Source organism: Streptomyces sp. NPDC088915 (assembly GCF_044749825.1).
Lineage (GTDB): Bacteria > Actinomycetota > Actinomycetes > Streptomycetales > Streptomycetaceae > Streptomyces.
On sequence record NZ_JBIVIR010000016.1, the window covers coordinates 1 to 25,679 of the forward strand.

General features: G+C 73.6%; 24 protein-coding genes and 1 riboswitch. Of the genes, 9 read left to right on the plus strand and 15 right to left on the minus strand.

Features of this window, described 5'->3' with window-relative positions; all coding sequences use genetic code 11:
* Positions 1 to 489 (plus strand): sigma-70 family RNA polymerase sigma factor (locus ACIP5O_RS26625; protein ID WP_401297380.1); only part of this gene is annotated, 489 nt, incomplete at its 5' end.
* Here the strand turns inward: ACIP5O_RS26625 and ACIP5O_RS26630 are convergent.
* The gene (locus ACIP5O_RS26630; protein WP_401297381.1) at positions 467 to 865 is read right to left on the minus strand and encodes an ATP-binding protein; all 399 of its coding nucleotides are present in this window, start codon (positions 863 to 865) and stop codon (positions 467 to 469) included. The genes ACIP5O_RS26625 and ACIP5O_RS26630 overlap by 23 nt on opposite strands.
* Before the next feature lie 390 nt (positions 866 to 1,255).
* Here ACIP5O_RS26630 and ACIP5O_RS26635 point away from each other — a divergent pair, with 390 nt between their 5' ends.
* Positions 1,256 to 1,693 carry an ATP-binding protein gene (locus ACIP5O_RS26635; RefSeq protein WP_401297383.1) on the plus strand — a complete coding sequence of 146 codons (438 nt, stop codon included), beginning with the start codon at positions 1,256 to 1,258 and terminating at the stop codon, positions 1,691 to 1,693.
* 125 nt (positions 1,694 to 1,818) lie between these two features.
* Positions 1,819 to 2,841, plus strand: coding sequence for an NAD-dependent epimerase/dehydratase family protein (locus tag ACIP5O_RS26640; RefSeq protein WP_401297384.1), 1,023 nt, complete (start codon positions 1,819 to 1,821; stop codon positions 2,839 to 2,841).
* A gap of 55 nt (positions 2,842 to 2,896) precedes the next feature.
* Here ACIP5O_RS26640 and ACIP5O_RS26645 read toward each other — a convergent pair whose 3' ends face one another.
* From ACIP5O_RS26645 to ACIP5O_RS26660, 4 genes are all read right to left on the minus strand, one after another.
* A complete protein-coding gene (locus tag ACIP5O_RS26645) occupies positions 2,897 to 3,397 on the minus strand; it encodes a hemerythrin domain-containing protein (protein ID WP_401297385.1) in 501 nt (166 codons plus the stop codon).
* A gap of 90 nt (positions 3,398 to 3,487) precedes the next feature.
* A complete protein-coding gene (locus tag ACIP5O_RS26650) occupies positions 3,488 to 5,095 on the minus strand; it encodes an FAD-dependent oxidoreductase (RefSeq protein WP_401297387.1) in 1,608 nt (535 codons plus the stop codon).
* Between the two features lie 128 nt (positions 5,096 to 5,223).
* Positions 5,224 to 6,186 carry a diiron oxygenase gene (locus ACIP5O_RS26655; protein ID WP_401297389.1) on the minus strand — a complete coding sequence of 321 codons (963 nt, stop codon included), beginning with the start codon at positions 6,184 to 6,186 and terminating at the stop codon, positions 5,224 to 5,226.
* Positions 6,187 to 6,236: 50 nt separating this feature from the next.
* Complete coding sequence (locus tag ACIP5O_RS26660) at positions 6,237 to 7,751, minus strand: flavin-containing monooxygenase (protein WP_401297391.1); 1,515 nt, start codon at positions 7,749 to 7,751, stop codon at positions 6,237 to 6,239.
* A 185-nt stretch (positions 7,752 to 7,936) separates the two neighbouring features.
* Here ACIP5O_RS26660 and ACIP5O_RS26665 point away from each other — a divergent pair, with 185 nt between their 5' ends.
* The gene (locus ACIP5O_RS26665) at positions 7,937 to 8,668 is read left to right on the plus strand and encodes a TetR/AcrR family transcriptional regulator (RefSeq protein ID WP_356545262.1); all 732 of its coding nucleotides are present in this window, start codon (positions 7,937 to 7,939) and stop codon (positions 8,666 to 8,668) included.
* A gap of 161 nt (positions 8,669 to 8,829) precedes the next feature.
* Here the strand turns inward: ACIP5O_RS26665 and gap are convergent, their stop codons facing one another.
* Together gap and ACIP5O_RS26675 are read right to left on the minus strand one after the other, a co-directional pair.
* The gene (gap, locus tag ACIP5O_RS26670) at positions 8,830 to 9,825 is read right to left on the minus strand and encodes a type I glyceraldehyde-3-phosphate dehydrogenase (protein WP_356545264.1); all 996 of its coding nucleotides are present in this window, start codon (positions 9,823 to 9,825) and stop codon (positions 8,830 to 8,832) included.
* Between the two features lie 110 nt (positions 9,826 to 9,935).
* Complete coding sequence (locus ACIP5O_RS26675; protein ID WP_356545266.1) at positions 9,936 to 10,892, minus strand: helix-turn-helix domain-containing protein; 957 nt, start codon at positions 10,890 to 10,892, stop codon at positions 9,936 to 9,938.
* Positions 10,893 to 11,178: 286 nt separating this feature from the next.
* Here ACIP5O_RS26675 and ACIP5O_RS26680 point away from each other — a divergent pair, with 286 nt between their 5' ends.
* The gene (locus ACIP5O_RS26680; protein ID WP_401297394.1) at positions 11,179 to 12,477 is read left to right on the plus strand and encodes a serine hydrolase domain-containing protein; all 1,299 of its coding nucleotides are present in this window, start codon (positions 11,179 to 11,181) and stop codon (positions 12,475 to 12,477) included.
* Between the two features lie 52 nt (positions 12,478 to 12,529).
* Here the strand turns inward: ACIP5O_RS26680 and ACIP5O_RS26685 are convergent, their stop codons facing one another.
* The 3 genes from ACIP5O_RS26685 to ACIP5O_RS26695 form a co-directional block, all read right to left on the minus strand.
* Positions 12,530 to 13,063: a GNAT family N-acetyltransferase gene (locus tag ACIP5O_RS26685; protein ID WP_401297396.1), complete on the minus strand. Its 534-nt coding sequence runs from the start codon at positions 13,061 to 13,063 to the stop codon at positions 12,530 to 12,532.
* Between the two features lie 182 nt (positions 13,064 to 13,245).
* Positions 13,246 to 14,460 carry a S8 family peptidase gene (locus ACIP5O_RS26690; protein WP_401297398.1) on the minus strand — a complete coding sequence of 405 codons (1,215 nt, stop codon included), beginning with the start codon at positions 14,458 to 14,460 and terminating at the stop codon, positions 13,246 to 13,248.
* Between the two features lie 228 nt (positions 14,461 to 14,688).
* Positions 14,689 to 15,555: an alpha/beta fold hydrolase gene (locus tag ACIP5O_RS26695; protein ID WP_401297400.1), complete on the minus strand. Its 867-nt coding sequence runs from the start codon at positions 15,553 to 15,555 to the stop codon at positions 14,689 to 14,691.
* A 212-nt stretch (positions 15,556 to 15,767) separates the two neighbouring features.
* Between ACIP5O_RS26695 and ACIP5O_RS26700 the strand changes: the two genes are divergently transcribed.
* Positions 15,768 to 16,205 carry a nitroreductase family deazaflavin-dependent oxidoreductase gene (locus tag ACIP5O_RS26700; RefSeq protein WP_356545274.1) on the plus strand — a complete coding sequence of 146 codons (438 nt, stop codon included), beginning with the start codon at positions 15,768 to 15,770 and terminating at the stop codon, positions 16,203 to 16,205.
* 40 nt (positions 16,206 to 16,245) lie between these two features.
* Here the strand turns inward: ACIP5O_RS26700 and ACIP5O_RS26705 are convergent, their stop codons facing one another.
* Positions 16,246 to 17,358, minus strand: a complete 1,113-nt coding sequence (locus tag ACIP5O_RS26705; RefSeq protein ID WP_401297402.1) for an ABC transporter substrate-binding protein — start codon at positions 17,356 to 17,358, stop codon at positions 16,246 to 16,248.
* A 183-nt stretch (positions 17,359 to 17,541) separates the two neighbouring features.
* Complete coding sequence (locus tag ACIP5O_RS26710; protein ID WP_401297404.1) at positions 17,542 to 18,459, minus strand: DMT family transporter; 918 nt, start codon at positions 18,457 to 18,459, stop codon at positions 17,542 to 17,544.
* A 72-nt stretch (positions 18,460 to 18,531) separates the two neighbouring features.
* Here ACIP5O_RS26710 and ACIP5O_RS26715 point away from each other — a divergent pair, with 72 nt between their 5' ends.
* A complete protein-coding gene (locus ACIP5O_RS26715; RefSeq protein WP_401297406.1) occupies positions 18,532 to 19,407 on the plus strand; it encodes a LysR substrate-binding domain-containing protein in 876 nt (291 codons plus the stop codon).
* A 19-nt stretch (positions 19,408 to 19,426) separates the two neighbouring features.
* On the opposite strand, the gene ACIP5O_RS26720 is transcribed toward ACIP5O_RS26715, so the two are convergent.
* Complete coding sequence (locus tag ACIP5O_RS26720; RefSeq protein WP_125663195.1) at positions 19,427 to 20,263, minus strand: class II fructose-bisphosphate aldolase; 837 nt, start codon at positions 20,261 to 20,263, stop codon at positions 19,427 to 19,429.
* Positions 20,264 to 20,335: 72 nt separating this feature from the next.
* Positions 20,336 to 21,259, minus strand: coding sequence for an SIS domain-containing protein (locus tag ACIP5O_RS26725; protein ID WP_401297407.1), 924 nt, complete (start codon positions 21,257 to 21,259; stop codon positions 20,336 to 20,338).
* A 149-nt stretch (positions 21,260 to 21,408) separates the two neighbouring features.
* Here ACIP5O_RS26725 and ACIP5O_RS26730 point away from each other — a divergent pair, with 149 nt between their 5' ends.
* Both ACIP5O_RS26730 and ACIP5O_RS26735 read left to right on the plus strand, forming a co-directional pair.
* Entirely contained in the window at positions 21,409 to 22,218 is an 810-nt protein-coding gene (locus tag ACIP5O_RS26730) for a DeoR/GlpR family DNA-binding transcription regulator (RefSeq protein ID WP_401297409.1), read from the plus strand.
* Between the two features lie 168 nt (positions 22,219 to 22,386).
* On the plus strand, positions 22,387 to 24,411 hold the full coding sequence (locus ACIP5O_RS26735; protein WP_401297411.1) for a phosphocholine-specific phospholipase C: 2,025 nt from the start codon (positions 22,387 to 22,389) through the stop codon (positions 24,409 to 24,411).
* 54 nt (positions 24,412 to 24,465) lie between these two features.
* Here ACIP5O_RS26735 and ACIP5O_RS26740 read toward each other — a convergent pair whose 3' ends face one another.
* The gene (locus ACIP5O_RS26740; RefSeq protein ID WP_401297413.1) at positions 24,466 to 25,122 is read right to left on the minus strand and encodes a hypothetical protein; all 657 of its coding nucleotides are present in this window, start codon (positions 25,120 to 25,122) and stop codon (positions 24,466 to 24,468) included.
* Positions 25,123 to 25,495: 373 nt separating this feature from the next.
* A riboswitch (cyclic di-AMP (ydaO/yuaA leader) is annotated at positions 25,496 to 25,679 on the plus strand.

Consider the following 25,679-nt stretch of genomic DNA (forward strand, 5'->3'; position numbering starts at 1 on the left):
GCCAAAACCGCCGACCACCTCGAACAACACCTCGGCCGCCGCCCCACCCGCACCGAACTCGCCCACCACCTCCACCTCACCGAAGAAGAAATCGCCGAAGGACAGCTCGCCGCCCACGGCTACGCCACCCGCTCCCTCGACACCCCGGTCGGCGACGAAGGCAACGTTTCCGGCGCGGACCCCCGCCACCTGGCGACCGCCGAACCCGCCTACGAGCTGATCGAGTCCCTCACCGCGCTGCGCCCCCTGCTCGACCGGCTCGACGAACGCGACCGGCACATCCTCGAACTCCGCTTCGGCGAAGAGCTCACCCAGGCCGAGATCGGCCGGCGCATCGGCCTCTCCCAGATGCACGTCTCGCGGCTGCTCACCCGCATCCTCGGTGAGCTCAGGGAGGGCCTCAACGACGACGGCGACCCCTCGGACGATCCCATGGACGCGCCCACGGACAAGCCCGCGCACGCGACTACGGACGGGACGGCAGGCTGACCTCCAGCCACACCACCTTGCCCACCGCCCCCGGCCCCCTGACCTCGTACCCCCAGGCCCCCGCCAGCTTGTCCAGGACCATCAGGCCGTGCCCTCCCGGCAGCGCGGGCGAGCGGGGCGCACGGACCCGGGGCGGCTCGGAACTGGCGTCGGCGACCTCCACCCGCAATCCCTCCCGGCCGTGCCGCAGGACGAGCTCCTCGGGACCCCCGGCGTGCAGACAGGCATTGGTCACCACCTCCGACACCAGCAGCAGCACGTCCTCCACCCGTTCCTCCCCCGCCTCGCTCTGCGCCGGAATCCACCCCCAGTCCGCCAGCGCCTCCGCCGTGAAGTCCCGGCAACGCGACACCACCCGCCGCGCCCCGCGCAACATCAACCTCCGCACCTGAACACCACCTCCCCCGCTCTCGCCGTCAGCCATGGCCCTGTCGGAGACCGGGATTCTCGTCCCCCGGTCCCTCTTTCCGCTCTTTCGGCGCGGACGTCACGAGTTTCACGGGCTTCACGGATTCCACGGGCTTCATGGTTTTCACCGGTCCTCTCACACCTTTTGCTCCTTTTACCTCTTTCCGGGAACTGTGGTCACATTCCTGAGATATGCGGGATTACGAAAGGGAGTTCGGGGCAAACGCTGCGACCGCCCGTCCCGGACGGGGGCACTGTCGGGGCCGCCGAGGAGAGACCGGAACGGACACGGTTCGGGCCGGGCGGTCTGGGAACCCGCATGCGTATGAACGGTCGCCGCGCACAGCACGTACAACCCGTGGCCGCCGGCACCCGTCGTTACGAACTGGCGGAGGTCCCCGGAGTGGTGGGCGCGTGCCGGGACCTGACGCAGCGGGCCCTGAGCGAATGGTTCGGGGCCGCCGGCGCGCCCGGACGGATCGCCGCTGTGGACGCCCTGCTGCTGGTCTCCGAGGTCGTCACCAACGCGTGCGTCCACGGAGGCGCCCCCTACGAACTGCGGCTCGATCACACCCGGGGCCGGTTGTGGGTCCAGGTCAGCGACACGAGCCCGGTACGGCCCCGGCCCCACGGCCCGCACCGCCCCAGCCGCTCCTCCGGGCACGGCCTCCACCTCCTGGAGCGCCTCTCGGCAGCCTGGGGCTGCGTCCCGAGGGACGGCGGCAAGGCCGTCTGGTTCGAGGTGGAGGTGCCGCCCGTGCCCGGGTCTCCCGACCGTCCGCCGTCGGAGGGGTGACCGGCGCCCGGCGTTTACGGGGTGCGCCGCGCGGTCACTCGCAGGGGGCGGCCGTTTCCCCGGCCGGACCGGCGGTGCGCACGTCCCCACCGCTCCCACCCGTCCCCCGCGATTGGACAGCAACCATGAGGGTCGTCGTCACAGGAGCCACCGGAAACGTCGGGACCAGCGTGGTCCGGGCCCTCGACCGCGATCCCGCGGTCACGGACGTGCTCGGCGTCGCCCGCCGCGTCCCCGACCTCCGGATCGGCGGGGTCCGCTGGGCGGCGGCGGACGTGGATCCCGGTGGCGCCGACCTGGCCGGGCTGTTCGCGGGGGCCGACGCGGTCGTCCACCTCGCCTGGAAGTTCCAGCCCACGCACGACCCGGTCGAGACCTGGCGCACCAACGTCCTGGGCAGCATCAGGGTCTTCGAGGCGTGCGCCCGGGCGGGGGTCTCCTGTCTGGTGCACGCCTCCTCGGTCGGCGCCTACTCCCCCGGGCCCTCCGACGGGCGTCCCGTCGACGAGTCGTGGTCCACCCACGGCTGGCCCGACGCGGCCTACACCCGGGAGAAGGCCTATCTGGAGCGCTACCTGGACGGGTTCCAGCTCGACCACCCGGACCTGCGGGTCGTACGGATGAGGCCGGCGTTCCTGTTCAAGGAGGGGGCGGCGAGCGAGCAGCGCCGCATCTTCGCGGGCCCTCTCCTGCCGTGGCGCGCCGTACGGCCGGGCGTGCTGCCCGTGCTGCCCTCCGTCAAGGGGCTGCGCTTCCAGGCCCTGCACACCGACGACGCCGCCCAGGCGTACCGGGCGGCCGTGGTGCGGCAGGTCCGGGGAGCGTTCAACCTGGCGGCCGATCCGGTGCTCGACACTGACGTAATCGCCCGCCTCCTGAAGGCCCGCGCCGTCCCGGTGCCTGCGGGAGCGGTCCGCACCGCGCTCGCCGCCGCGTGGCGGCTGCGTCTCGTGCCCGCCGCGCCGGGCCTGTTCGACGCGGTCCTTCGGCTGCCCCTGCTGGACTCCTCACGGGCCCGCGAGGAGCTGGACTGGACGCCGTCGTGGACGTCGGAGGAGGCCATCGGCGAGTTCCTCGTGGGCCTCGGCCGGGGGGCCGGGCTCCGTACTCCGCCCCTGGCCGCCGACGCGGCACCGGCGAAGGCCTGAGGACGTGCGTGCGGACGGCCCCGTCACGGGGCCGTCCGCGGTACACGGGCCGGGCTCAGCCCCGTACGACCTCGCGCACGTTCTCCACACGGCCGCAGTCCGAGGCGAGCAGTCGGGCGCGCTCCTTCAGGAAGGCGGCGCCCAGCTCGGCCCTGCGCTCGTCGGGGACGCTCTCCCGGGCTCCGTTGAGGATGGTGCGCTCCTCCTCGTCGAGGTGGTGGGTGACCGCCTCGACCAGCTTCTCCAGGCGCTCGTCCCACTCGTCGGAGCCGACCTCGTCCACTTCGAGGAGGGCGAGGAGTGCCTCGTTCCCCTCCTCGTGCTCCTCCGTGCCGTGGTCCACTTCCTCGTTGTCGACGTTCTTGAAACGCTTGAGCGCCCCGTAGACCTCGGCCTCCTCGGCCTCGCCGTGCGCGATGAGCAGGGCCGAGAACTCCTTCAGGGCCGCGGCCCGGTCCGCCTCGACGCTCCGCATCCGGCGGAAGAGGTCCTCCATCGTGCGGTGGTCCTCCAGAATGGCCGCGACCACGTCCTCGTTCTCCTTGCTACCGGCCATCGTGCTGTCTCCTCCTCGACTCGTCCTCCGTCGCGCGGCGCTCCGACGCGTTCGGCGGGTACCCCTGCCGGGGAGAACCAATCGCGCCCGTCAGGGGGAGACCGGGCGGCGCGCGGCGGCGAGCAGGTCCTTCCGGTCGACGAGCTTGACGCGGGGGCGGTCCTGGGCGCGGCCCTCGGCGCGCTCGGCGGCGTCGATCGCCCGCCAGCCGTCGAGGTCGACGGCGTCGGGGCGGGCCGTGGTGACCGGCGGGCCGGCGGGAGCGGTCAGGAGGCCGGCTTCGAGGTCGTCGAGGAGGGTGGTGACGGTCTCCTGGGCGCAGGACTTGTTGGTGCCGATGAATCCGGTGGGGCCGCGCTTGATCCAGCCGGTGACGTAGACGCCCGGTGCGACCCGGCCCCGCTCGTGCGGCACCGTGCCGGTGCCGGGGTCGAACGGCAGGCCCGGGACCGGTTCGGCGCGGTAGCCGACGGCGCGCAGGACCAGGGACGTCCCGATGGTCTCGGTGTCGGTGGTGGGGACGGCCCGCACGGTGCCGTCGTCGGCGCGGCGCAGCTCGTTCCGTACGACGGTCAGGCCGGTGACCCGGTCGTCGCCCTCGATCCGCGCCGGGCCGGTCAGGAAGCGCAGGACGATCCGGCGGCGGCCCGGGACGGAGGTGCGGGCGGCGAGTTCGGCGAGGACCGCCGTTTTGGGCGTGGCGTCCGCCGGGACGTCCTCGGGCCACCCCTCCACGAGGACGTCGACGCCGTCGAGGGCGGCGAGCGCGATCAGCTCGGGCAGGGTGAAGGCTGCCTCGGCCGGTCCGCGCCGGCCGAGGACGACGACCTCGCGGACCCGGCTCGCGCGCAGTGCGGCCAGGGCCCGGTCGGAGATGTCGGTACGGGCGAGGGCGTCGGGGTCGGCGGTCAGGATCCGGGCCACGTCCAGTGCCACGTTGCCGTTGCCGACGACGACGGCCCGTTCGGCGTCCAGCGGATGGGCGGCGCCGTCGTGGTCGGGGTGGCCGTTGTACCAGGCGACGAAGTCGGTGGCGGAGGCGCTGCCGGGCAGGTCCTCGCCCTCGACGCCGAGGCGCCGGTCGGTGGCGGCGCCCACGGCGTAGACGACGGCGTGGTGGTCGCGGACCAGGTCCTCGTGGTGCAGGTCGTGGCCGATCCGGGTGTTGAGGCGGTACGAGAAGCCGGGCTGGCCCTCGATGGCCCGGAAGAGCTCGGTGACCCGCTTGGTGTCCTGGTGGTCGGGGGCCACTCCGGCCCGCGCGAGTCCGTACGGGGTGGGCAGCCGGTCGTACACGGTGACGCCCACGCCGGGGTGCCGGAGCAGTTCGTCGGCGGCGAAGAGTCCGGCCGGTCCGGCGCCGACCACGGCCACCCGCAACCCGGTGGTCTCCGCCCGGCGTTGCGGGGGCACGAGGGCCATGGGGGTGCGGTCGGCGTGCGGGGAGGTGTCGTAGTAGGCGCGGTTGAGTGCGAGGAACGGCAGCTCGCCCTCGGTGAGTCTGGTGTGCGGCTTGAGGGCGTCCACCGGGCAGGCCGTCGTACAGGCCCCGCAGTCCACGCAGGTGCGGGGGTCGACGTACAGCATGTCGGTCTGTCCGAAGCCCGGTTCGCCGGGGGCGGGGTGGATGCAGTTGACCGGGCAGGCCAGCACACACGACGCGTCGGCGCAGCACGACCGGGTGACGACGTAGGGCATGGGGAGCGGTTCTCCGTTCACGTTCACGGGGCCGCCGGGACGGTTCCCGGCCGGCGGTCCCGCCCGGCGGGCGGGCGGGTGTGCTGCTGCTCGGGCGGCGTGCGCCTGCCGGGCGAGGAGCCGGTGCGTCAGGCGGCGTGCGGGGCGGGTTCGCCGCGGAAGCGAGAGGGGCGCCCGTCGATGCGCAGGGCCCGCCACACCTTCCGGGAGGCGCGGTTCATCAGGCCGATGTCCTCGGCGAGCATCCGCACGTCGGAGAAGAGGTCGCGGAGCATCTTCTCGCCGTCGGGCGACTTCCAGAAGATGTCCTTGATCACCCAGTGGGGGACGCCGATCTTCTCGGCGGTCTTCCGGTCGGGGACCACGATGACGTCGCCGAGCACGCGCATGATGACCGGGAAGGCCACCGAGAGGGCGCCCCTGCGGAACTTCCCGTAGCCGGGGACCTTGACGCGGAGGAACTCGTGGGCGAAGGAGATGTGGCGGGCCTCCTCGGCGACGTGGATCTGCATGAGCCGCCGCATCAGCGGGTGGATGTCCTCGCCGCCGCGCAGGATCGCCTTCTGGAGGTGGTCGATGGGCTCCTCGCCGGCGAGGACGCCGGTGAAGAACGACTCGGGGATGAGGGAGCCGGCCAGCGGCAGGAAGCGGCTGACCACCCGGAAGGAGCGCCGGCCGCCGGGCACGTCGGCGCCCGCGCGGTTGACGAACTCCTGGAACATCTGGGTGTGGTGGCACTCCTCCGTCGCCTCGTGGGTGAGGTAGCGGAACTCGGGGTTCTGGTTCGGCAGCGAGAAGAGGTAGTCCATCACCCCGCGGATCAGGACGTTCTCGAACTGCATGCCGACCTTGACGATGTTGGCGTACCGCCACAGGCCGATCTTCGTCCGGACCTCCAGCGGCTGCTCCTGGTACCACGGGTGGCCGCCGAGCGGGTCGGCCGCGGGGAGCACCCAGCGGGGGTCCTTCGGGTCGATGGCGAAGTCCGGGTTGTCCCAGTCGATGTCGGTGAAGGCGTCGAAGTGGATGTGCACCGACGCCTCGGACAGGGTCCGGAGCCTTTCGTGGTAGCTCTCCTGGCTGATGGTCATCGTCGTCCTCGTTCTCTCGCTCTCGCGTCCGGTTGCGGAAGGGGGCGGCGTCAGACCGCCGGGGCGTGGTCCTGCCGGTCGGTGGCGGGCCGCGTGCCGGGAGCGGTCCGTCCGAAGCGGAGGGCGGGGTCCTCGATCGGGGAGCTCCGCAGGGCCCGGCGGTCCCGGTAGTAGTCGTTCCAGATCCGCCAGGGGTCCCGGACTCCCTGGCGGGGCATGATCGCGTCGCCGCGCGCGATGTAGCCGGAGGTGAGCGACTCGCCCATGACGGACACGTCGGAGCGGTCGGACGCGGCGGCGACGGGGGTGGCGCTGGTGAGGCCGTGCCGGTCCATGTGGGCGATCAGGCGGCTGACGTACGCGCAGGCGAGGTCGGCCTTGAGCGTCCAGGAGGCGTTGGTGTAGCCGATGATCATCGCCAGGTTGGGGACGCCGTCGAGCATCACGCCCTTGTAGAGGAGGTGGTCGCGGGTGACGAGGGGCTTGCCGTCGACCGCGATCTCCATGCCTCCGGCGAGCTGGAGCTTCAGGCCGGTGGCCGTGATGACGATGTCGGCCGGGATCTCCTCGCCGGACTTCACCCTGATCCCGTTCTCGGTGAAGGTCTCGATGCGGTCGGTGACCACGGAGGCCCTGCCGCTCTTGAGGGTCTTGAAGAGGTCGCCGCCGGGGACGACGCAGAGCCGCTGGTCCCAGGGTTTGTACGCCGGGGTGAAGTGGCGCATGTCGACGCCCTTGCCGAGGCGGGCCCGTACGGCGCCGAGCAGCACCTTGCGCATGAGCCGGGGGGCCTTGCGGCACAGGGCGTACAGGCCGCGCTGGAGCGCGATGTTGCGGGCGCGGCCCACGTGGTGGACGAGTCCGGCGGGGACGTGGAGCTTGCGCAGGACGGTGGAGACGGGGTCCTCGGCGGGCAGCGCCAGGATGTACGTGGGAGAGCGCTGGAGCATGGTGACGTGGGCGGCGGTGTCGGCCATCGAGGGGACCAGGGTGATGGCGGTGGCGCCGCTGCCGATGACGACCACGCGCTTGCCGGTGTGGTCGAGGTCCTCGGGCCAGTGCTGCGGGTGCACGAGGGTGCCGCCGAAGCGCTCCTCGCCGGGGAACTCCGGCCGGTGGCCGGCGTCGTAGTCGTAGTAGCCGGTGGCGCCCACGAGGAAGCGGGCCTTCCAGACCTCGGTCGCGCCGGTGGTCTCGTCCAGGGTCTCGACGGTCCACCGCCCCTCGTCGCTCGACCAGTCGGCGCGGACGGCCTTGCGGCCGAAGCGGATGTGCTCGGTGACGCCGCGTTCCTCGGCGGTCTCCTGGACGTAGCGGCGGATGTCCGTGCCCTCGGCGAGGATCCTGGTGCCGTGCCAGGCGCGGAAGCCGTAGCCGAAGGTGTACATGTCCGAGTCCGAGCGGACGCCCGGGTAGCGGAACAGGTCCCAGGTGCCGCCGACCCGTGCGCGCCGTTCGAGGATCGCGTACGTGGTGCCGGGGTTGCCGTCGGCCAGGTGGCAGGCGGCACTGATGCCGGACAGCCCCGCGCCGATGATCAGCACGTCGACGTGCTGGTGCTCCATCTCGATACCCCTCTGTCGCCGTCCCGCGTGCTTCCGCACCGGTGCACCGGACGCCGAACGCCGTCGGCCGGTACGGGAATTTACCTGTGTCACCGCGTCCAAGGTACCGGCGGTAACACGTGGTGCGCCACCCCCGGGAGACGACCGCGCGCGGCCCCTTGATCGGGACGGGTACGATCCAGGCCGTGGCGGAGGACAGAGATGCACGCGGTGACGGACGCCCCGACGGCCGGGACACGCGCTGGTCGGGCCACCGGGCCGAGCGCCGCGACCAGGTCCTCGCCGCGGCCCTCGCCGTCATCGGCCGGGAGGGCCCCTCGGTCAGCGTGGCGGCGATCGGCGCCGAGGCCGGGATGCCCCGTTCGGTGGTCTACCGGATCTTCCGCAGCCGCGAGGACCTGGACGAGCGGATCCGCGCGCGCATCGCCGACGACCTGATGGCCGCGCTGTATCCGGCCCTCGACCCGAAGGGCACCGTCCGGGAGGCCGTCGAGCTCGCCGCCGCCACCTACGTCGGCTGGGTCGCGGAGCACCCCCGGCTCTACCGGTTCCTCGGCGCCGGCTCGCCCGAGCAGCACACCGCCGGCTCCCGGGTGGTCGCGGGCACCCGCACGGCCATCGCCCTGCACCTGGCGCAGTTGCTCGACGCGTACGCCGAGCAGCTGGTCGACGGCGGGAAGGCGCCCGCGGGCTTCACCCTCAACCTGGCGTTCGGCATGGTCGGCCTGGTGGACGGCGTGGTCAACCAGTGGGCCGCCCACCCCGAGTCGAGGAGCTCCCTCGACGACCTGACCCATTTCCTGAGCGACGCCCTGTGGGGCGTCCTCTCGCAGTCCACCCTGCGCCTCGGGCTCGCGCTCGACCCGGACCAGCCGATCGGTACGGCCCCGGAACCGCCGGCGCGGCCCCGGCCCTGACCCGGTGGGGCCGGTCCGGTCGACGGAGCGCGCCCGGCAGGAGGCCCGTCGATCGCCGCACGGTCCCAGAACGCGCACGCGCCGACCCCGCGGAGGCGGGATCGGCGCGTGGAGGTCCGCTTGCCGGGGACGGCGGCCGCGTGGACCGTCGGTGTTCCCCGTCAGCCGGCGAGGAGTTCGAGCGTGTCGATCACACGGTTCGAGAAGCCCCACTCGTTGTCGTACCAGGCGACGACCTTGACGTGACGGCCCTCGACGCGGGTGAGCTCCGAGTCGAAGATCGAGGAGGCCGGGTTGCCCGTGATGTCGGAGGAGACCAGCGCGTCCTCCGAGTACTCCAGGACGCCCTTGAGCGGGCCCCCGGCGGCGGCGCGGTAGGCCTCCAGGACGTCCTCGCGGGTCACGTCGCGGGAGACGGTCGTGTTCAGCTCGACGATCGAGCCGACCGGGACCGGGACGCGGATCGAGTCGCCCGACAGCTTGCCGTCCAGGTTGGGCAGCACGAGGCCGATGGCCTTGGCGGCGCCCGTCGAGGTCGGGACGATGTTGACGCCGGCGGCGCGGGCACGGCGCGGGTCGCGGTGCGGGCCGTCCTGCAGGTTCTGCTCCTGCGTGTAGGCGTGGACCGTCGTCATGAAGCCGTGCTCGATGCCGGCGAGGTCGTCGAGGACCTTGGCCAGGGGAGCGAGCGCGTTCGTCGTGCACGAGGCGTTCGAGACGATCGTGTGCAGCTCCGCGTCGTACGCGTCGGTGTTGACGCCGTACGCGAGGGTGACGTCGGCGCCGTCGGCGGGCGCGCTGACGAGCACCTTCTTGGCACCCGCGTCGATGTGGGCGCGGGCCGCCTTGGCCGACGTGAAGCGACCGGTCGCCTCCAGGACGATGTCGACCTCCAGCTCGGCCCAGGGAAGCTGCGCGGGCTCGCGCTCGGCGAGCACCTTGATGCGCTGCCCGTCGACCACCAGGACGTCGCCGTCCACGCTCACCGGGCGGCCGAGACGGCCGGAGGTCGAGTCGAAGGCGAGGAGCCGCGCGAGCGCGGTGGGCTCGGTGAGGTCGTTGACGGCGACGATCTCGAGGCTGCTGTCGCGCTCGAGCAGCGCGCGCAGCACGTTGCGTCCGATGCGGCCGAATCCGTTGATGGCGATACGAGTCATGGCGATGTCCCTTCGGTTCGCCCCCCATGCTCGTGCGCGGCGGACGCCCGTGACAGCGGCGTGATCGCCACGGTCCGCAAGTATCGCGCCAGAGCGCCACCGGGGCCGGTTCACTCGCCCTGGGCGAAGGTGCGCCGGTACTCGCTCGGCGTGGTCCCCAGGATCCGCTGGAAGTGCAGCCGCAGATTGGCCCCGGTGCCGAGCCCCACGTCGGCGGCGATCTGCTCGACGCCCCGCTCGGAGCGTTCGAGCAGTTCACGGGCCCGGTCGACGCGGGCCCGCATGACCCACTGCATGGGGGTGTACCCGGTGTCCTCGACGAACCGGCGCGAGAACGTGCGCGCCGACACCGCCGCGTGCCGGGCCAGGACGTCGAGGGTGAGGGGCTCGCCGAGCCGGTGCAGCGCCCACTCGCGGGTGGCGGCGAACCGCTCGCCGAGCGGTTCGGGCACGCTGCGCGGCACGTACTGCGCCTGGCCGCCGCTGCGGTACGGGGCGGCGACCAGGCGCCGGGCCGCGTGGTTGGACGCGGCCACCCCGAGGTCCCCGCGCAGGATGTGCAGGCACAGGTCGATGCCCGAGGCGGCGCCGGCGGAGGTCAGGACGCTGCCCTCGTCGACGAAGAGCACGTTCTCGTCGACCCGGATCAGGGGGCGCTTCGCGGCCAGCGCCCGCGCGTAGTGCCAGTGCGTGGTGGCGCGCTTGCCGTCGAGGAGTCCCGTGGCGGCCAGCGCGAAGGCGCCCGTCGAGATCGCGGCGAGCCGCGCGCCCCGGTCGTGGGCGGCGACCAGCGCGTCGACGACGGCCCCGGGCGGGTCCTCGCGGTCGGGGAAGCGGTAGCCGGGGACGAAGACGATGTCGGCCCACGCGAGCGCGTCCAGGCCGTGGGCGACCTGGTACGACAGGCCGTCACCACCGGCGACGACACCGGGTTCGGCGCCGCACACCCGTACGTCGTACGGCATGCTCGCGCGGGTCGTGAACACCTGCGCGGGGATGCCGACGTCGAGGGGCTTCGCCCCTTCGAGGACGAGGACGGCGACGCGATGCAGACGGGAAACGGGCACGTCACGAGGGTACGCGGGGCGCTTCGGCCGGCGGGCACGGGCGCCCGACGGCGGGCCCGGGCCTCGGGGAACGGGCGCCCGGAAGCGGTGGCGCGGGCCCGGCCGCCGGGGTCCGGAATCGCGTCGTCCGCATCACGCGGCCCGTGTCAGGAACCCTTCCCGGACGTTGACACTCATGATCAATGGGCCCGGGGCCGCGCCGTGACGGTGGCGTCCCCCCGTGCCCCGCGGCGCACCGCTGTCGTGCGCCGCGCCGGACGATTCCGACGAAGTCGAGGAAACCACCGTGCCCCTGACGTCGCACCGACGCCTGGTCGTGAGCGCCACCATGATCGCCGCACTCGCCGCGGGGGTCGCCCCCGCCACCGGTGCGTCCGCCGCCGACGCCCCCACCGCCGCCCGGCAGGCCTCGGCCGCCGTCCCCGAGGGTCCCGCCGCCCGGGCGGCGACGACCGCCGTTCCCGCCCCCGACATGGAGGGCGTGGTCGCCGCGCTGAACGCCGCCGTGGCCAACGGCGCGCCGGGGGCGATGGCCCGCTTCTCCGGACCCGGCGGCGTCCGGAGCCGTACGGTCGGCGTCCAGGACCGGGTGAACGGCACGCCCATGAACATCGGGTCGCGGTTCCGGATCGGCAGCGTCAGCAAGACGTTCTCCACCGTCGTGCTCCTCCAGTTGGTGCAGGAGGGACGGCTGACGCTGGACGCGCCGGTCGACACGTACCTGCCCGGTCTGCTCCCCGACGACCGCATCACGGTCCGTCACCTGCTCACCCACCGCAGCGGGCTCGCCGACTACACCGACCCGATGTTCGCCCACACGGTGCCGGGCTTCGAGTCCGTGCGGAACAAGGTGTTCGGCTACCAGGAGCTCGTGGACCTCTCCCTGGCGCTGCCCCGGACCACCGAGCCCGGCGTGTCCTACAAGTACTCGAACGCCAACTTCGTGGTGGTCGGGATGCTCATCGAGAAGCTCACGGGCAGGCCGGTGGCGGACGCGTACCAGCGCCGGATCTTCAGGCCGCTGGGGCTGCGCCACACCTCGTACGTGCACCCCGGCACCCGCATCGCGGGCCGGCACGTGCGCGGCTACCTGTACCCCGACGCGGCCGGCGAGCCGCTGGTGGACTCCACGGAGCAGACCGTGTCCTGGGCGCAGTCCGCCGGGGCCGTCATCTCCGACGCCGCCGACCTGAACACCTTCACCAGGGCGCTCGTGCGGGGCCGTCTGCTGTCCCCGGCGATGATGGCGGAGATGACGACGGTGACGCCGACGGACACCACGAACACCCGGTTCTACGGGCTCGGCCTGCGCCGCTACGACCTGTCGTGCGGCACCCGGGTGTACGGGCACACCGGCACCGTGCAGGGCTTCTACACGTACGCCTTCTCGACGCGCGACGGCCGCCGCAGCCTCTCGGCCGTGGCCAACTCCACGAACCGCGGCGCGGTCAACACGGCGCTCGGCGGAACGCTCGAAGCGGCGTTCTGCGGCAAGAAGCCGGCCCCGGCCGCACGCTCCGCCTCACCCGCGGCCCGCGACTTCTCGTCGCTGCCGGCGGAGCGGGACCTGCCCGAGCGGCACTGACCGGTTTCCCGGGGGGCGTCCGGGGTCTCCACCGGCCGGACGCCCCCCGGGTTCACGCCTGGTACTCGGTGAGGTCGATGGCGTGGACGCGCAGGGGCACGCCGAGGGCCGGGTGCTCCACTTCCCGCTCGGGCTCCATGCCGAGCTTGGCGGCGACGTTCCCGGACGCGTGGTCGGCGAGGTGCGTGACGGCGACGACCCGGTCGAGTCCACGGTCCTGGAGGGCCCACTCCAGGACCGCGTGGGCGGCCTCGGAGGCGTAGCCCTGGCCCCAGAACTGCCGGCCGAGGCGCCAGCCGATCCCGATGTCGTGGGTCGGCTCCGACAGGAACTCCGTCACGGAGAGCCCCGCGAAGCCGATCAGCTCGCCGGAGCCGATGAGCTCCACGGCGAAGGGGCCGAAGCCCTCCTCGTCCCACTCCTCCTCGTACCGCTCGATGTCCTCGGCGGTCTCCTCCAGGTCGCGGACCGAGCCGTCGCCGGTCCAGCGCATGACCTCGGGGTCGGCGTTGATCTCGGACAGCGGGACGAGGTCGTCGTCGCTCCAGCGGCGGAGGACGAGGCGGGGGGTGCGGATCTCGGTCATGTCCCCATCCTGACGCACGCGGCGGACCGTCCGCGCCACCGGGCACGGGGCCGCCCCGGAGGCGCCGGCCGCCTCCGGGGCGGTTCCGTACCGGCCGCGCGCGGCCGGACGGTCTCGTGGTGCCGCGGGCCGTGCGGGGGCCCGCGGCACGGATCTCGTGACGGACCTCGCCGACGGCCTCGTTACGGGACGATCCGCAGGAGGCGGTTCGGGGAGCCGCTGCCCGGGCTGGTGACCTTGTTGGGCGTGGCGCCGTTGACGAGGGCCGTGGCGACCTGGGCCGGGGTGGCGGAGGGGTGCCCGGCGAGGTGGACCGCGGCGGCGCCCGCCACGTGCGGGGTGGCCATCGAGGTGCCCGAGATGGTGTTGGTGGCGCTGTCGCCGGTGTTCCAGCCCGCCGTGATCGACACGCCGGGGGCGAAGAGGTCGAGGACCGAGCCGTAGTTGGACCAGCTCGCCTTGGCGTCGGTGTTGCTCGTGGCGCCGACCGTGAGGGCCTCGGTGACCCGGGCGGGGGACGAGGAGGAGGCGTTGACCCCGGAGTTGCCGGCCGCGACGGCGTAGGTGACGCCGTCGGCGATGGACCGCTTCACCGCGTTGTCGAGGGTGGTGGAGGCGCCGCCGCCGAGGGAGAGGTTGGCCACGGCCGGGGTGCCGGCGGTGTGGTGGGAGGTGACCCAGTCGATGCCCGCGATGACGCCGGCGGTGGTGCCGGAGCCGTTGTTGTCGAGGACGCGGACGGCGACGACCTTCGCCTTCTTGGCGACGCCGTAGGTGGTTCCGGCGATGGTCGTGGCGACGTGGGTGCCGTGTCCGTTGCCGTCCTGGGCGACCGTGTCGCCCTCGACCGCGTCGTAGCCGTTCACGGCGCGTCCGGCGAGCTCGGAGTGGCTGATGCGGACCCCGGTGTCGATGACGTAGGCCGTGACGCCGCCGCCCGCGCCGTCGGGGTAGGTGTACGTGCCGGAGAGCGGCAGGTTCGCCTGGTCGATGCGGTCCAGGCCCCAGGGGGCGTTGGTCTGCGTCGCGTCGGAGCGGACCACCTGGTTCTGCTCGACGGAGGCGACGGCCGGGTCGGCGGCGAGGCGGCGGGCCGCCGTCGCGTCGAGGGAGGCCGCGTAGCCGTTGAGGGCGGAGCCGAACGTCTTGCGGACGGTGCCGCCGTAGGCGGATATCAGCTTCCGGCCCTTGTCGGAGCCTGCCTTGAAGCCCGCGCCCTGCTTCAGGGTGACGATATAGCTGCCGGGAACGGCGTCGGCCGAGCCCGCCGCGAGGACGGTGCCCTCGGCCGGGGCCGCCTGCGCGGGGACGGCGGCGAAGGTGCCGAGCAGGGCGGCCGCGGTGGCGGCGGAGGCCGTCACGGCGAAGCGGGTCCTGGTGCTCTTCGGGAGTGCCATTGCGAGGGAGTCCTCCTCGTCGACGTCGTGCCCGGGGGGTGGGGCGGCACGACCGTGGGGGGGTGCACGCGGGGCCACGTACACGGTCGGGACCGGGTGTGTCCGGTCCCGGCGTGATCAGCAGCCTGGCGGCTTCCACGGGTGCGGCTCAAGCGACTTGACGCCTTGTCATGCATCTGCCACACGCCTGCAATCGAACTCCCTCGGAAGCCTCCTGGGGTGGCCTGATCAGGCGTGCCGGTGGCCGGAAACCGGGTCTGCCCGGCCCGCCCGGCCCGCCGGGTTCGCCGGGCGCGTGGAGTCGGCCGGCTCCGTCGGATCCGCCCGCTCCCCCGGGGCTTCCGCGAGGGAGCGGGCGAGCGCCGCGGTGAAGCCGTCCGGGTTGTCCAGCATGAGGTTGTGTCCCGCGCCGGGGACCTCGATCACCGGGATCCCGAACGCGGCGGCCTTCTCCGCGTCGGCGTCCGGCAGGCTCGACTCCCCGACCAGGAAGGTGCGGGGCATCGCGAGCCCGGCCAGCAGGTCCCCCGCGGCGGGCGTGCTGCCCCCGACCAGCGCCACCGCGCTGCGGTGCACCGCCAGCGGATCGGCCAGGCGCAGCCGGGCGGCGTAGTCGGCGCGGCCGGCGAGGGCGAGCATGCGGGAGAACCCCCTCGTCACGAACGCCTCCTCGCTCTGGGCGGCCACCGGCGAGCTGAACGCGCCCCCGCCCGCGTACAGGTTGGGCTCCGCCACCACGAGCCGGGCGATCAGGTCGGGGCGGGCCGCCGCCAGGTGGATCGCCACGGCGCCGCCCATCGAGTGCCCGACGAGGTCCGCTCCCGTCACGCCGAGGTGGTCGAGGACGGCGGCCACCGCCGCCGCCTGGGACTCCATCCGGTAGTCGAAGTCCGCGGGCCGGTCGCTGAGTCCGTGGCCGAGGAGGTCCACCAGGAGCGCCCGGCCGCCGCGGAACGCGGGACGGGTGGCGATGTGGGCGAAGTCCGAGGCGGCCGTGCACCCGAGGCCGTGGAGGAAGACCCGTACGGACCCTTCGCCCGGCAGGTCGATCCACCGGATGTGCGCCCGCTCCCCCGTCAGGAACAACTCCCGCATGCCACCACTCCCCTGGGCCGTGCCACCGCCGTGCCGCCGTCGCGCCGTCGTGTCGTCGGGCGCCACCCTACGAGCCGCCACTGACAACGCCCGCCGGAGCGGCCTGTCGCCGGGCGCGCGGGCGGTCGGATAGCGTCGGGTCCGACGAGCGCCGGCTCCGGCACCGGGCCGACGGTGCCGGTGCCGGCCCGATCCGACCCGGAAGGACACGCATGCCCCTCGAAGGTGAGTACGAGCCCAGCCCGGAGGCGTGGGTGCGGAACCAGGTCGAGCTCTACGAGTCGTCCGGCGGCACGAAGGGCACGACCATGCGCGGCCTGCCGGTGGTCCTGGTGACCAACCGCGGCGCGAAGAGCGGCAAGCTCCGCAAGACCCCTCTGATGCGGGTCGAGCACGACGGGGCGTACGCGCTCGTGGCGTCGAACGGCGGCGCCGTGAAGCACCCCGTCTGGTACCACAACCTCGTCGCCTCGCCGGAGGTCGAACTGCGCGACGGCACCGAGGTGTGGGACATGAGGGCCCGCGTCGTCACCGGCGAGGAGCGCCGGGAGTGGTGGGAGCGGGCCGTCGCCGCCTTCCCGGACTACGCCGACTACCAGCGCAGGACGGACCGGGAGATCCCCGTGTTCGTGGTGGAGCGGACCGGCTGACCGGCGCGGCCCGCCGGGGGCCCGGCCCCCGCGCCGCCCCTCAGCCGGTGCGGAGGACCCGGAAGCGGCCGGGCCGCGCCGGGTCCCGGTCGGCGACCTGGACCGGCGCCCAGGTCCACTGCCGTACGCCGATGCCCGGCGCGCGGGAGAACCGGATCGGCCCCCGGGTGCCCTCGGCCTCCACGCGCGGCCACGAGGCGGCGACGGCCGCCCGGTCCGTGCCGTGGGAACGCAGGGCGGCGGCGAGGAAGGTGACGGCGTCCCAGCCCTCGAAGGCGACGAAGGAGGGCGCTCCGCCCAGCCGTTCGCGGAGCTCCTTCCCGACGCGTTCGCCGAGCGGGCCGAGCCGCTCGGGCAGGTAGCGCAGGAACGGGATCCCGGCCCCGGCCCCGCCCAGCTCCGCGGCCCATTCGGCGAACTCCGGCTGTCCCGCCGGGGCGCCGATCAGGATCTCCGCGAGCCGCCGGTCGCCCCGGACGGCCCGGACGATCGGCACCGCCGGCTCCGGATGGCCGACCAGGAGGAGGAGCGCCGTCGCGCCGTGCTCGACGAGCGCGTCGCACAGGGCCCCGGGGGCGAGCGCGTTCGCGTCGAGTTCGACGACGGTGCCGCCGCGGGGGGTGAGGTGGTCCCGCAGGATCCGGGTCCCCGACGCCCAGTAGACGCTCGGCTGGGTCGCCACGGCGACGCGGCCGTGACCCGCGTCGAGGAGGAAGTCCGCGTAGAGCCGCCAGCCGTGGGACTGGGCCGGGGCCAGGCGCGCGACCCACTCCGTCGGTTCCCCGGTGAGCGCGTCGAGCACGGCGGACGAGCAGAGGAACGGCACGCCGAGGGCGTCGGCCCGGGCGGCGGCGGCGCGGGCGACGACGCTGTGGTACTCGCCGACCACGGCGGTCACGCCCAGACCCGCCAGTTCGTCCACGGCCGCCGCGGCCCGCTCCGGGTCGGCCGCGGTGTCCCGGACGAGGAGTTCCAGCGGCCGGCCGTCGATCCCGCCGGTGGCGTTGACCTCGTGGACGGCCAGGTCGAGTCCCGCGAGCAGGTGCCGGCCCGCCTCGGTCCAGCCGGGCCGGGTCAGCGGGGCGAGCGCGCCCAGGCGGACGGGCCGCCCGTCCGCGCGGTCCGTTCCGGACGAGGGCGGTGACGTGTTCATCGGGTGGTGTCCTCCCTGGGGCGATGCGGTCGCGGTCCGTCCGGGTCGCGCGCCGACCGGAACCGGCGGTCCGTGCGCTCCGTGTCCCGTCCCGACGGGCGCGCTTGGACGCTCGCTCCGGTCATGGGATCCGGCGCCGGGGCCGGTGGGCAAGCGATTATCTCTTCGCCCGAGCGCCGGGTCTCACCGCCGGTCGCCCGCCTTCGGCCGCTCGCCACCGGTCTTCGCGCCGGGGGTCGACGCCATCGGCACGCGGGTCAGTCCGACCCCCGCCAGGACGACCGCCATGCCCGTCACCACCCGTACGGTCAGCGGCTCGTCGAGGACGAGGGCGCCCAGGGCCACGGACACCACCGGCAGCAGGTAGCCGACCGTCGCGGCGCTGGTGGGTCCCTCCTCCGCGATCATGCGGTAGTTCAGGTGGAAGGTGACCCCGGTCGCGAGGACGCCGAGGACGCCGACCGCGAGCACTCCGGTCCAGGTCACCGTCGCCGGACCGCCGGCCGCCGGGGCCGGCGCGCTCAGGACGGCCGCCGCCAGGAGCTGTGCGGCGGAGAGGGCCAGCGGGGCGGTGCCCCGGCCGGTGAGCCGGCGGGCCATGTACGCGAAGGCCACCGCGTAGCTCGCGGACGCGCCGAGCAGGGCGAGCGCGCCTCCGCTCAGGAGGCCGGAGCCCGCGCTCCAGGGCGCGAAGATCAGCAGGACGCCGGCGAAGCCGAGGACGAGGCCGCCGAGGCGGGCGGCGCGGAGCGGGCGTTCCGTGCCCAGGCCCAGACCGATGAGGAGGGACCAGAGCGGGGTGGTGGCGTTCAGGACGCCCGCCACTCCGCTGTCGACGGTCTGCTCGCCGACCGAGAAGAGCAGGAACGGCAGCGCGTTGCAGAAGAGGGCGGCGACGGCGAGGCGCCCCCAGGTGCCCCGGTCGCGCGGCAGCCGCTGCCCGGCCCCGAGCGCGAGCGCCAGGAGCACCGCCGCGCCGAGGAGGCACCGTACGAAGGTGATCCACCCCGGAGTGAGGCCCTCGTTGAGGGAGATCTTGATCCAGAGGAAGCCCGAGCCCCAGAGCAGGGCGAGGACGCCCATGCGTATCGCCGAAGTCATGCCCTCACGCTCTCCCGTCCCCGCCGTGCAGGACAAGCGAAGAATCGTGCACCCGGCGTTAAGCTCTGCTACATGCTGGACGTGAGACGCATGCAGGTGCTCCGGGCCGTCGTCGCCAGCGGCTCCGTCACGGGCGCCGCCGCGCACCTGGGTTACACCCCTTCCGCCGTGAGTCAGCAGATCGCCGTCCTGGAGAAGGAGGCGGGCATCGCGCTGCTCGAACGCTTCGGCCGGGGCGTGCGGCCGACCGCCGCCGGGCGGCTGCTCACCGAGCACGCCGCCGCCATCGGCCGCCGGGTGGCGGAGGCCGAGACCGCCCTCGCGGACCTGCGGGCGGGACGTACGGGGCGGATCTCGGTCCGCTACTTCGCCACGGCGGGCGCCGACCTCGTCGCCCCCGCCCTGGCCCGCTTCCGTGCCGAACACCCCGGTGTGCGGGTCGATCTGAGGATCGCGGAGGGCGCGCCCGACCCGGACGCGGACCTCACCCTCGTCGTACGGCCCCGGGGCGGCCCGGACGCGTACGGCGAGGGACTCCGGCTCGTCCATCTGGTCGACGACCCGTACCGGGCCGTGCTGCCGAAGGGGCATCCGCTCGCCGGCCGCCGCGCCGCGGTCGAGCTGGCGGAGCTCGCCACCGAACCGTGGGTCGGCAGCGAGCGTCCGGGGCCCTGCCTCGACGCGGTCCTGGAGGCCTGCGCGGCGGCCGGGTTCAGTCCGGACGTGGCGGTGGAGTGCGAGGAGTACGCCACCGCGCAGGGTTTCGTCGCGGCCGGTCTCGGCGTCAGCCTGGTTCCGCTGATGGGTCTGGGCAGCCGCCACCCGGGCGTGGTCGTCCGCAGGGTCCGCGGTCCGGAGCCGGTGCGCGCGATCCACGCGGCGGTGCGGGAGTCCTCGCTCGCCCTGCCCGCCGTGCGCGGCCTCCTCACCGCGCTCCGGGAGGTGTGAGGGGCCGCGCCCGCGCCGGTCAGGCCGGGGCCAGGACCGTCAGGAGGTGGGCGACCTCCCGGGCCACGGCCGCGCGGGCCGGGGTCAGGTAGTGGCGGGGGTCGACCGCGTCGGGGTGGTCGGCGAGGTGGTCGCGGACCGCCCGGGTGAAGGCCTTGTTCAGGTGGGTGGAGACGTTCACCTTGGTCATGCCGGCGGTGACGGCGGTGGCGAGGTCCGCGTTCGAGACCCCCGAGGAGCCGTGCAGGACCAGGGGGACGTCGACCGCGACGCGCAGCCGGGCGATCAGGTCGAAGTCGAGGACCGCGTCCCGGGTCAGCATCTGGTGGGAGCTGCCGACGGCGACGGCGAGGGCGTCGACGCCGGTGGCGGCGACGAAGGCGCGGGCCTCCTCCGGGTCCGTGCGCACGCCCGGGGTGTGGGCGCCGCCCTTGCCGCCGACCTCGCCGAGTTCGGCCTCGACCCAGACGCCGTGGCGGTGGCACTCCTCCACGACCTCCCGGGTCGCGGCGACGTTCTCGTCGTAGGGGAGCTTCGAGGCGTCGAACATGACCGAGCCCAGGCCGAGTCCGACGGCCTCGCGGACGAGGTCGGGGTTCTCGGCGTGGTCGAGGTGGACGGCGACGGGCACCTTGGCGGCGCGGGCGACCGCCAGGGAGGCGAGGGCGACCGGCTCCAGGGCGCCGTGGTAGCGGACGGTGTTCTCGCTGATCTGGAGGACGACCGGCCGGTCGGCGTTCTCGGCGCCGGCCACGATGGCCTGGGCGTGTTCGAGCTGGAGGACGTTGAAGGCCCCCACTCCGGTGCCCGCCGCGCGGGCGCGGCGGGCGATCTCGTCGGTCGGCGTCAGCGGCATGGCACGTCTTCTTCCGGGGTGCGGCGAACGGGGCGGCGGTCGAGGCGGCGGTCGGGCATGGACACCGGCTCGTCAGGCATGGACGTCGGAGAGGACCACGGAGCGGGTCAGGTTGCGGGGGGTGTCCGGGTTCAGTCCCTGGGCCTCGGCGACGGCGACGGCGAGGCGCTGGGCGCGGACCAGGTCCGCGAGGGGGTCGAGGCCGCTCTCGGAGAGGATGCCGCCGACCTTCCGCACGTCGTCCGCGAGTCCGGCGGGCAGGGCGCCGAAGCCCCAGGCGACCCGGCCGGGGCCGGTGATGCTGATCGGGCCGTGGCGGTACTCCATCGCGGGGTACGCCTCCGTCCACGCGCCCGCCGCCTCGCGCATCTTGAGTCCGGCCTCCAGGGCGAGTCCGTAGGTCCAGCCGCTGCCGAGGAAGGTGAACTGTTCGGCCGTGAGGACGTTCTCGTCCAGCGGGGAGGAGAGGGCCTGTTCGGCGTCCCGCGCCGCGTCCTCGACGGTGGCCGTGCCCTCGGGGAGGGCGTCCTCGGCCTCCAGGTGCGCGCGGAAGAGGGCGAGCGCGGTGGTGGCGAAGCGGGTCTGGACGACCGACTCCTCGTCCGCGAAGTCGAGGACGGCGACCTCGTCGGCGAGGTCCATCACCGGGGTGGCGGGGTCGGCCGTGACCGCGCCCGTGGGCACGGTGCCGCGCAGCCGGGAGAGCACGGCGAGGACCTCGCTGGTGGTGCCGGAGCGGGTGATCGCCACGACCCGGTCGTAGCGGCGTCCGTGGGGGAACTCGGAGGCCGCGAAGGCGTCGGTCTCGCCGTGGCCGCCGGACTCGCGCAGCTCGGCGTAGGCCAGGGCCATGAACCAGGAGGTGCCGCAGCCGACGACCGCGACCCGCTCGCCCCGGCGGGGCAGGGCGGCGACGTGCCGGGGCAGGGTGCGGGCCGCCTGGCGCCAGGTCGCCGGCTGAGAGGCGATCTCCACGGCGGTGCGAGTGGTGCTCATCCCGATCTCCTTGCAAGAAAGACTGCGCGATATTGAATGAACATGCTTGAATTCGAAGCCATTCAAGCAGAAACATGCACGCTGTTTCCAGATCCCCCGCCCGTCGGAGGCTAGAATCGGACGCTCGCACGACCGGGAGGGAGGGACCCATGTCCAAGCACGAGCGGTGGAACACGCTCCTCGAACTACTGGCGGCCTCGGGAAAGATCGAGGTGGAGGAGGCGGCGACGACGCTCGACGTCTCCGCGGCCACGATCCGCCGGGACCTCGACGAACTCGCCGAGCAGCAGCTTCTCGTACGGACGCGGGGCGGCGCGGTCGCACACGGCGTGTCGTACGAACTCCCCCTGCGGTACAAGTCGACGCGGCACGCGCCGGAGAAGAAGCGGATCGCGGAGGCCGCGGCCGATCTGGTCGCGCCCGGCGAGGTCGTCGGACTCAACGGCGGCACGACGACGACGGAGGTGGCGCGGGCGCTGGCGCTGCGGTTCGCGAGCGGGCGCGCCGAGGTCCCGGGGCCGGTGACGGCGTCCGCGGGGCCGGCGCTGACCGTGGTCACCAACGCGCTGAACATCGCGGGCGAGTTGGCGGTGCGCCCGCAGATCAAGATCGTCACGACGGGCGGCGTCGCCCGTCCCCAGACCTACGAACTGGTCGGCCCGCTGACGGTCGGGGTGCTCAGCGAGGTGGTGCTCGACGTGGTGGTGCTCGGGGTCGACGGGGTCGACGCCGAGCTGGGCGTGATGGCGCACCACGAGGACGAGGCGAGCATCAGCCGCCTCTTCGCGGAGCGGGCGAGCCGGGTCGTCGTGGTGACCGACTCCTCGAAGATGGGCCGCCGGGCGTTCGCGCGGATCTGTGGTCTGGACCGGATCGACACCCTGGTGACCGACACGGGCATCGCGCCGGAGACGGCCGCCCAGCTCACCGAGGCCGGGGTGAAGGTCGTCACCGTCTGACCCACCCGTCGCCATTGGTACGCAGTCGGACCAATCATCGGTCCAGGATCCCGGGAATCCCGGCTGTTAACCCAGTAATTACCGCACGGGCGTATACCTTTGGCCGCCCCCGCCTCCATCATGTGTCCGACGTGCCGCCGGGGCACACCGTGACACGAGAGGCGGGGCATGATTCCCATCAGCCGCAGGGGGTTCGTCGGCATCGGCGCGGGGCTCGTGGCGGGGGCGGCGCTGCCGCCGGCACCCGCGTCGGCCGCCGCGCGGGCCGCGACCGGCACCCTCACCGACGTCCGCCACGTGGTGATCCTCATGCAGGAGAACCGCAGCTTCGACCACTACTTCGGCACCCTGCGCGGGGTGCGGGGCTTCGCCGACCGCGCGGCGGGCAACCTGCCCGGCGGCTGGGGGACGTTCAACCAGCCCCATCTGGGCGGCCGTCAGTACCCGTGGAAGCTCAGCGACACCCCGCCGGCCGGCGGAGCGGACGGGGAGACCCTCGCACAGTGCAGCGGCGACCTGCCGCACAGCTGGACCTCGCAGCACGCGGCCTGGAACAAGGGACGCCTCGACAACTGGGTGACGGGCGTGGGCAACGTCCGCACCCTCGGCCACCTCGACCGCGAGGACATCCCCTTCCACCACGCGCTCGCCGACCACTACACGATCTGCGACGCGTACTTCTGCTCGGCGCTCAGCGCCACCGGCCCCAACCGCACCTTCCTGTGGAGCGGGAAGATCGACGCCTCCAGCAAGGACGGCGGCGAGGAGCGGGGCCTGACCTGGGAGACGTACGCGGAGGCGCTCCAGCGCGCCGGGGTGAGCTGGAAGGTCTACCAGAACGCCCAGGACAACTACGGCGACAACGGCCTCGCGTACTTCAAGAGGTTCACCGACGCGCGGCCCGGCGACCCGCTGTACGACCGGGGCATGGGCTCGGTCCCGAAGGTGACCGGCTCGACCCCGGACGACATCGCGGCGGCGATCCGCGCGGACGTGCTCGCGGGGACCCTGCCGCAGGTGTCGTGGGTGGTCGCGAGCGAGGCGTTCTCCGAGCACCCCTACGCCCCGCCCGGCGACGGCGCGCACTTCGTCGACCTCGTCCACCGCGCGCTCGCCGCCGACGCCGAGGTGTTCGACTCGACGGTGCTGTTCCTCAACTACGACGAGAACGACGGCTTCTTCGACCACGTGCCGCCGCCGGTCGCCCCGCCGGGCACCCCGGGCGAGTACCTCGACGGCGTGCCGATCGGCCTGGGCTTCCGCGTCCCCATGCTCGTCATGTCCCCGTGGACCCGGGGCGGCTGGGTGAGCTCCGAGGTCTTCGACCACACCTCCGTGCTGCGCTTCCTGGAGACCTGGACGACGGCCCTCGGCACCCCGGCCGCCTGCCCGAACATCAGCGCCTGGCGGCGGAGGGTGACGGGCGACCTGACCGGCGTCTTCGACTTCGCCCACCCGGTGTACGGAGTGCCCGCCGGGCTTCCGTCCACGGCGAAGGTCATCGGCCAGAGCACCTGCGGGCCGCTGCCGAACCCGGTCCCGCAGAACAACGCCCTGCCCGCGCAGGAGTCCGGCACCCGGCCGGCGCGCGCCCTGCCGTACCAGGTGAACGGCAACCTGGACCGCTTCGAGTTCGGCTCCGGCGGCAAGATCCTGGCCTGGTTCTCGATGACGAACCAGGGGGCGGAGGCCAGGCGGGCCGCGCACTTCTCGATCCACCCGCACCAGCACCGCGACACGGCCGCCTGGCAGTACACCGTGGACCCCGGCGGCACGGCCACCGACTTCTTCAACATCGGCACCGGCTCGGGGTCCGGGAAGTACGACATCTCGATGATGGGGCCCAACCGCTTCCTGCGCCGGTTCATCGGCGACGCCTCCAAGGCGGGCAAGGACGTCGAGGTGGCGGCCCGGTTCGCGACCGAGCCGGGGACGGGCAAGACGGCCCTCTGGTTCAGGATGACCAACGCCTCCGGCGGGCCCGTCACCTTCACGATCCGCTCCAACGCCTACCGGACGGACGGACCGTGGACGTACACGGTGCCGGCGAACTCCGGCACCGAGGACTTCTTCAACGCCGTGGCCTACCACAAGGGCTGGTACGACTTCACGATCACCACCGGCGTCGACGGGACCTGGTCGCGCCGGTACACCGGCCACATCGAGAACGGCGCCCCGAGCGTCAGCGGCTGATCACGGCGGCCCGGGCGCGGGGGCGTACGGGGGCCCCGCGCCCGGGCGGCGCCGTCAGCGGCCGGCGTGCGCGGCGCGGTGGATCGTGGCGTCGAGGAGGGCGAGGGCGTCGTCGGCCGTGCGCCCGGGGGCCCGGTTCCACGGCCCGATGAGGTCCCGCCACCCCCGCGACCGCAGCTCGGTCATGATCCAGGCGGCCGCCTCGTTCATGGTGTCCGCGCCGCCGTAGCCGAGGCGGTGGGCGGCGAGGAGCGCCCCGCAGACACAGCGGGCCCCCCGCCTGTCGCGCAGCTTGTACGGGGCGTTCTGCCAGCCCCACTCGGTCAGGACGAGGCGCGCGTAGCCGAGGTGGACCGAGGGGCGCAGCTCGGCCCGGCCGACGCGGCGCCAGACGTGGAGGCGGTCCGGCAGGACGGCTCCGATCCGGCCGGGGAGGCGGCGCTCGGCGGGGCCCGGCGCCGGGAGCGCGTCGAGCGCCTCGGCCACGAGCCGCTCGACGGGCACGCTGAGCAGGTCCCGCCAGCTCCCCTCCTCGCCCGGCGGCAGCGGGGCGGGGGCGGGCGCGGGCGCGAGCGGTACGGGGGCGGGGGCGGGCCAGTCGGTGACGATCCGCTGCCAGACGGCGCTCTCGTAGAGGGCGGCCGCCTCACGGTCGAGGACGTCGGGGGCGGCGGGGGCGGCGGGGGTGAGCTGGGGGGCGGCGGGGGGCATCGGGCGGCTCCTGGGTCGGTCACTCCATCCTTCAAGAAGAATGTCGGCTTTGCCTGCTTTGCCCTTGAGTGCCCCCGAATGCCGCTACAACGGCTCTTCATGCCCCAGAGGCCCCACTCCATCGATTTTCGCCTTATTTCCCCATCAATGGAATTACGTCGCATATTCGGACATAACTCACCGGGTGACGCGACTCACTCCGCACGGCCCGCCGCACGGCGCCGCCCTCCCCCACCCCGTACCGCACAAGGAAGTTCGGCGCTTCCGGAGCCCGGCCGATCTTGAATTCCCCGAATTCGGTGATCCATTTACCGGGGCCGCCGCTCTGATCCTCTTGTTATTCGCCGTATTACTGGCCTACGGTCACCCCCATTCGAGCGGAACGCCTAATCCTGCCACCGCTCGGAAACCTCCCTTTTCACCCGACGGCAGGAGCGGGGGACCCACGAATACGCCGGTCCGGAATCCGGAACGGCTCGGGGTGCAGCCGCGTGCGCGCGGCCGGACATCTCCCGTCCGAACCCGACAGCTCACCTCGTAGGCGCCGGAGAGGAATC

Excerpts from the sequence above, each read along its gene's own strand:
- ACIP5O_RS26630 (WP_401297381.1), bottom strand. The coding sequence starts at position 865 with ATGTTGCGCGGGGCGCGGCGGGTGGTGTCGCGTTGCCGGGACTTCACG.
- ACIP5O_RS26640 (WP_401297384.1), top strand. The coding sequence starts at position 1,819 with ATGAGGGTCGTCGTCACAGGAGCCACCGGAAACGTCGGGACCAGCGTG.
- ACIP5O_RS26645 (WP_401297385.1), bottom strand. The coding sequence starts at position 3,397 with ATGGCCGGTAGCAAGGAGAACGAGGACGTGGTCGCGGCCATTCTGGAG.
- ACIP5O_RS26650 (WP_401297387.1), bottom strand. The coding sequence starts at position 5,095 with ATGCCCTACGTCGTCACCCGGTCGTGCTGCGCCGACGCGTCGTGTGTG.
- ACIP5O_RS26655 (WP_401297389.1), bottom strand. The coding sequence starts at position 6,186 with ATGACCATCAGCCAGGAGAGCTACCACGAAAGGCTCCGGACCCTGTCC.
- ACIP5O_RS26660 (WP_401297391.1), bottom strand. The coding sequence starts at position 7,751 with ATGGAGCACCAGCACGTCGACGTGCTGATCATCGGCGCGGGGCTGTCC.
- gap (WP_356545264.1), bottom strand. The coding sequence starts at position 9,825 with ATGACTCGTATCGCCATCAACGGATTCGGCCGCATCGGACGCAACGTG.
- ACIP5O_RS26685 (WP_401297396.1), bottom strand. The coding sequence starts at position 13,063 with ATGACCGAGATCCGCACCCCCCGCCTCGTCCTCCGCCGCTGGAGCGAC.
- ACIP5O_RS26690 (WP_401297398.1), bottom strand. The coding sequence starts at position 14,460 with ATGGCACTCCCGAAGAGCACCAGGACCCGCTTCGCCGTGACGGCCTCC.
- ACIP5O_RS26695 (WP_401297400.1), bottom strand. The coding sequence starts at position 15,555 with ATGCGGGAGTTGTTCCTGACGGGGGAGCGGGCGCACATCCGGTGGATC.
- ACIP5O_RS26700 (WP_356545274.1), top strand. The coding sequence starts at position 15,768 with ATGCCCCTCGAAGGTGAGTACGAGCCCAGCCCGGAGGCGTGGGTGCGG.
- ACIP5O_RS26705 (WP_401297402.1), bottom strand. The coding sequence starts at position 17,358 with ATGAACACGTCACCGCCCTCGTCCGGAACGGACCGCGCGGACGGGCGG.
- ACIP5O_RS26710 (WP_401297404.1), bottom strand. The coding sequence starts at position 18,459 with ATGACTTCGGCGATACGCATGGGCGTCCTCGCCCTGCTCTGGGGCTCG.
- ACIP5O_RS26715 (WP_401297406.1), top strand. The coding sequence starts at position 18,532 with ATGCTGGACGTGAGACGCATGCAGGTGCTCCGGGCCGTCGTCGCCAGC.
- ACIP5O_RS26720 (WP_125663195.1), bottom strand. The coding sequence starts at position 20,263 with ATGCCGCTGACGCCGACCGACGAGATCGCCCGCCGCGCCCGCGCGGCG.
- ACIP5O_RS26725 (WP_401297407.1), bottom strand. The coding sequence starts at position 21,259 with ATGAGCACCACTCGCACCGCCGTGGAGATCGCCTCTCAGCCGGCGACC.
- ACIP5O_RS26730 (WP_401297409.1), top strand. The coding sequence starts at position 21,409 with ATGTCCAAGCACGAGCGGTGGAACACGCTCCTCGAACTACTGGCGGCC.
- ACIP5O_RS26735 (WP_401297411.1), top strand. The coding sequence starts at position 22,387 with ATGATTCCCATCAGCCGCAGGGGGTTCGTCGGCATCGGCGCGGGGCTC.
- ACIP5O_RS26740 (WP_401297413.1), bottom strand. The coding sequence starts at position 25,122 with ATGCCCCCCGCCGCCCCCCAGCTCACCCCCGCCGCCCCCGCCGCCCCC.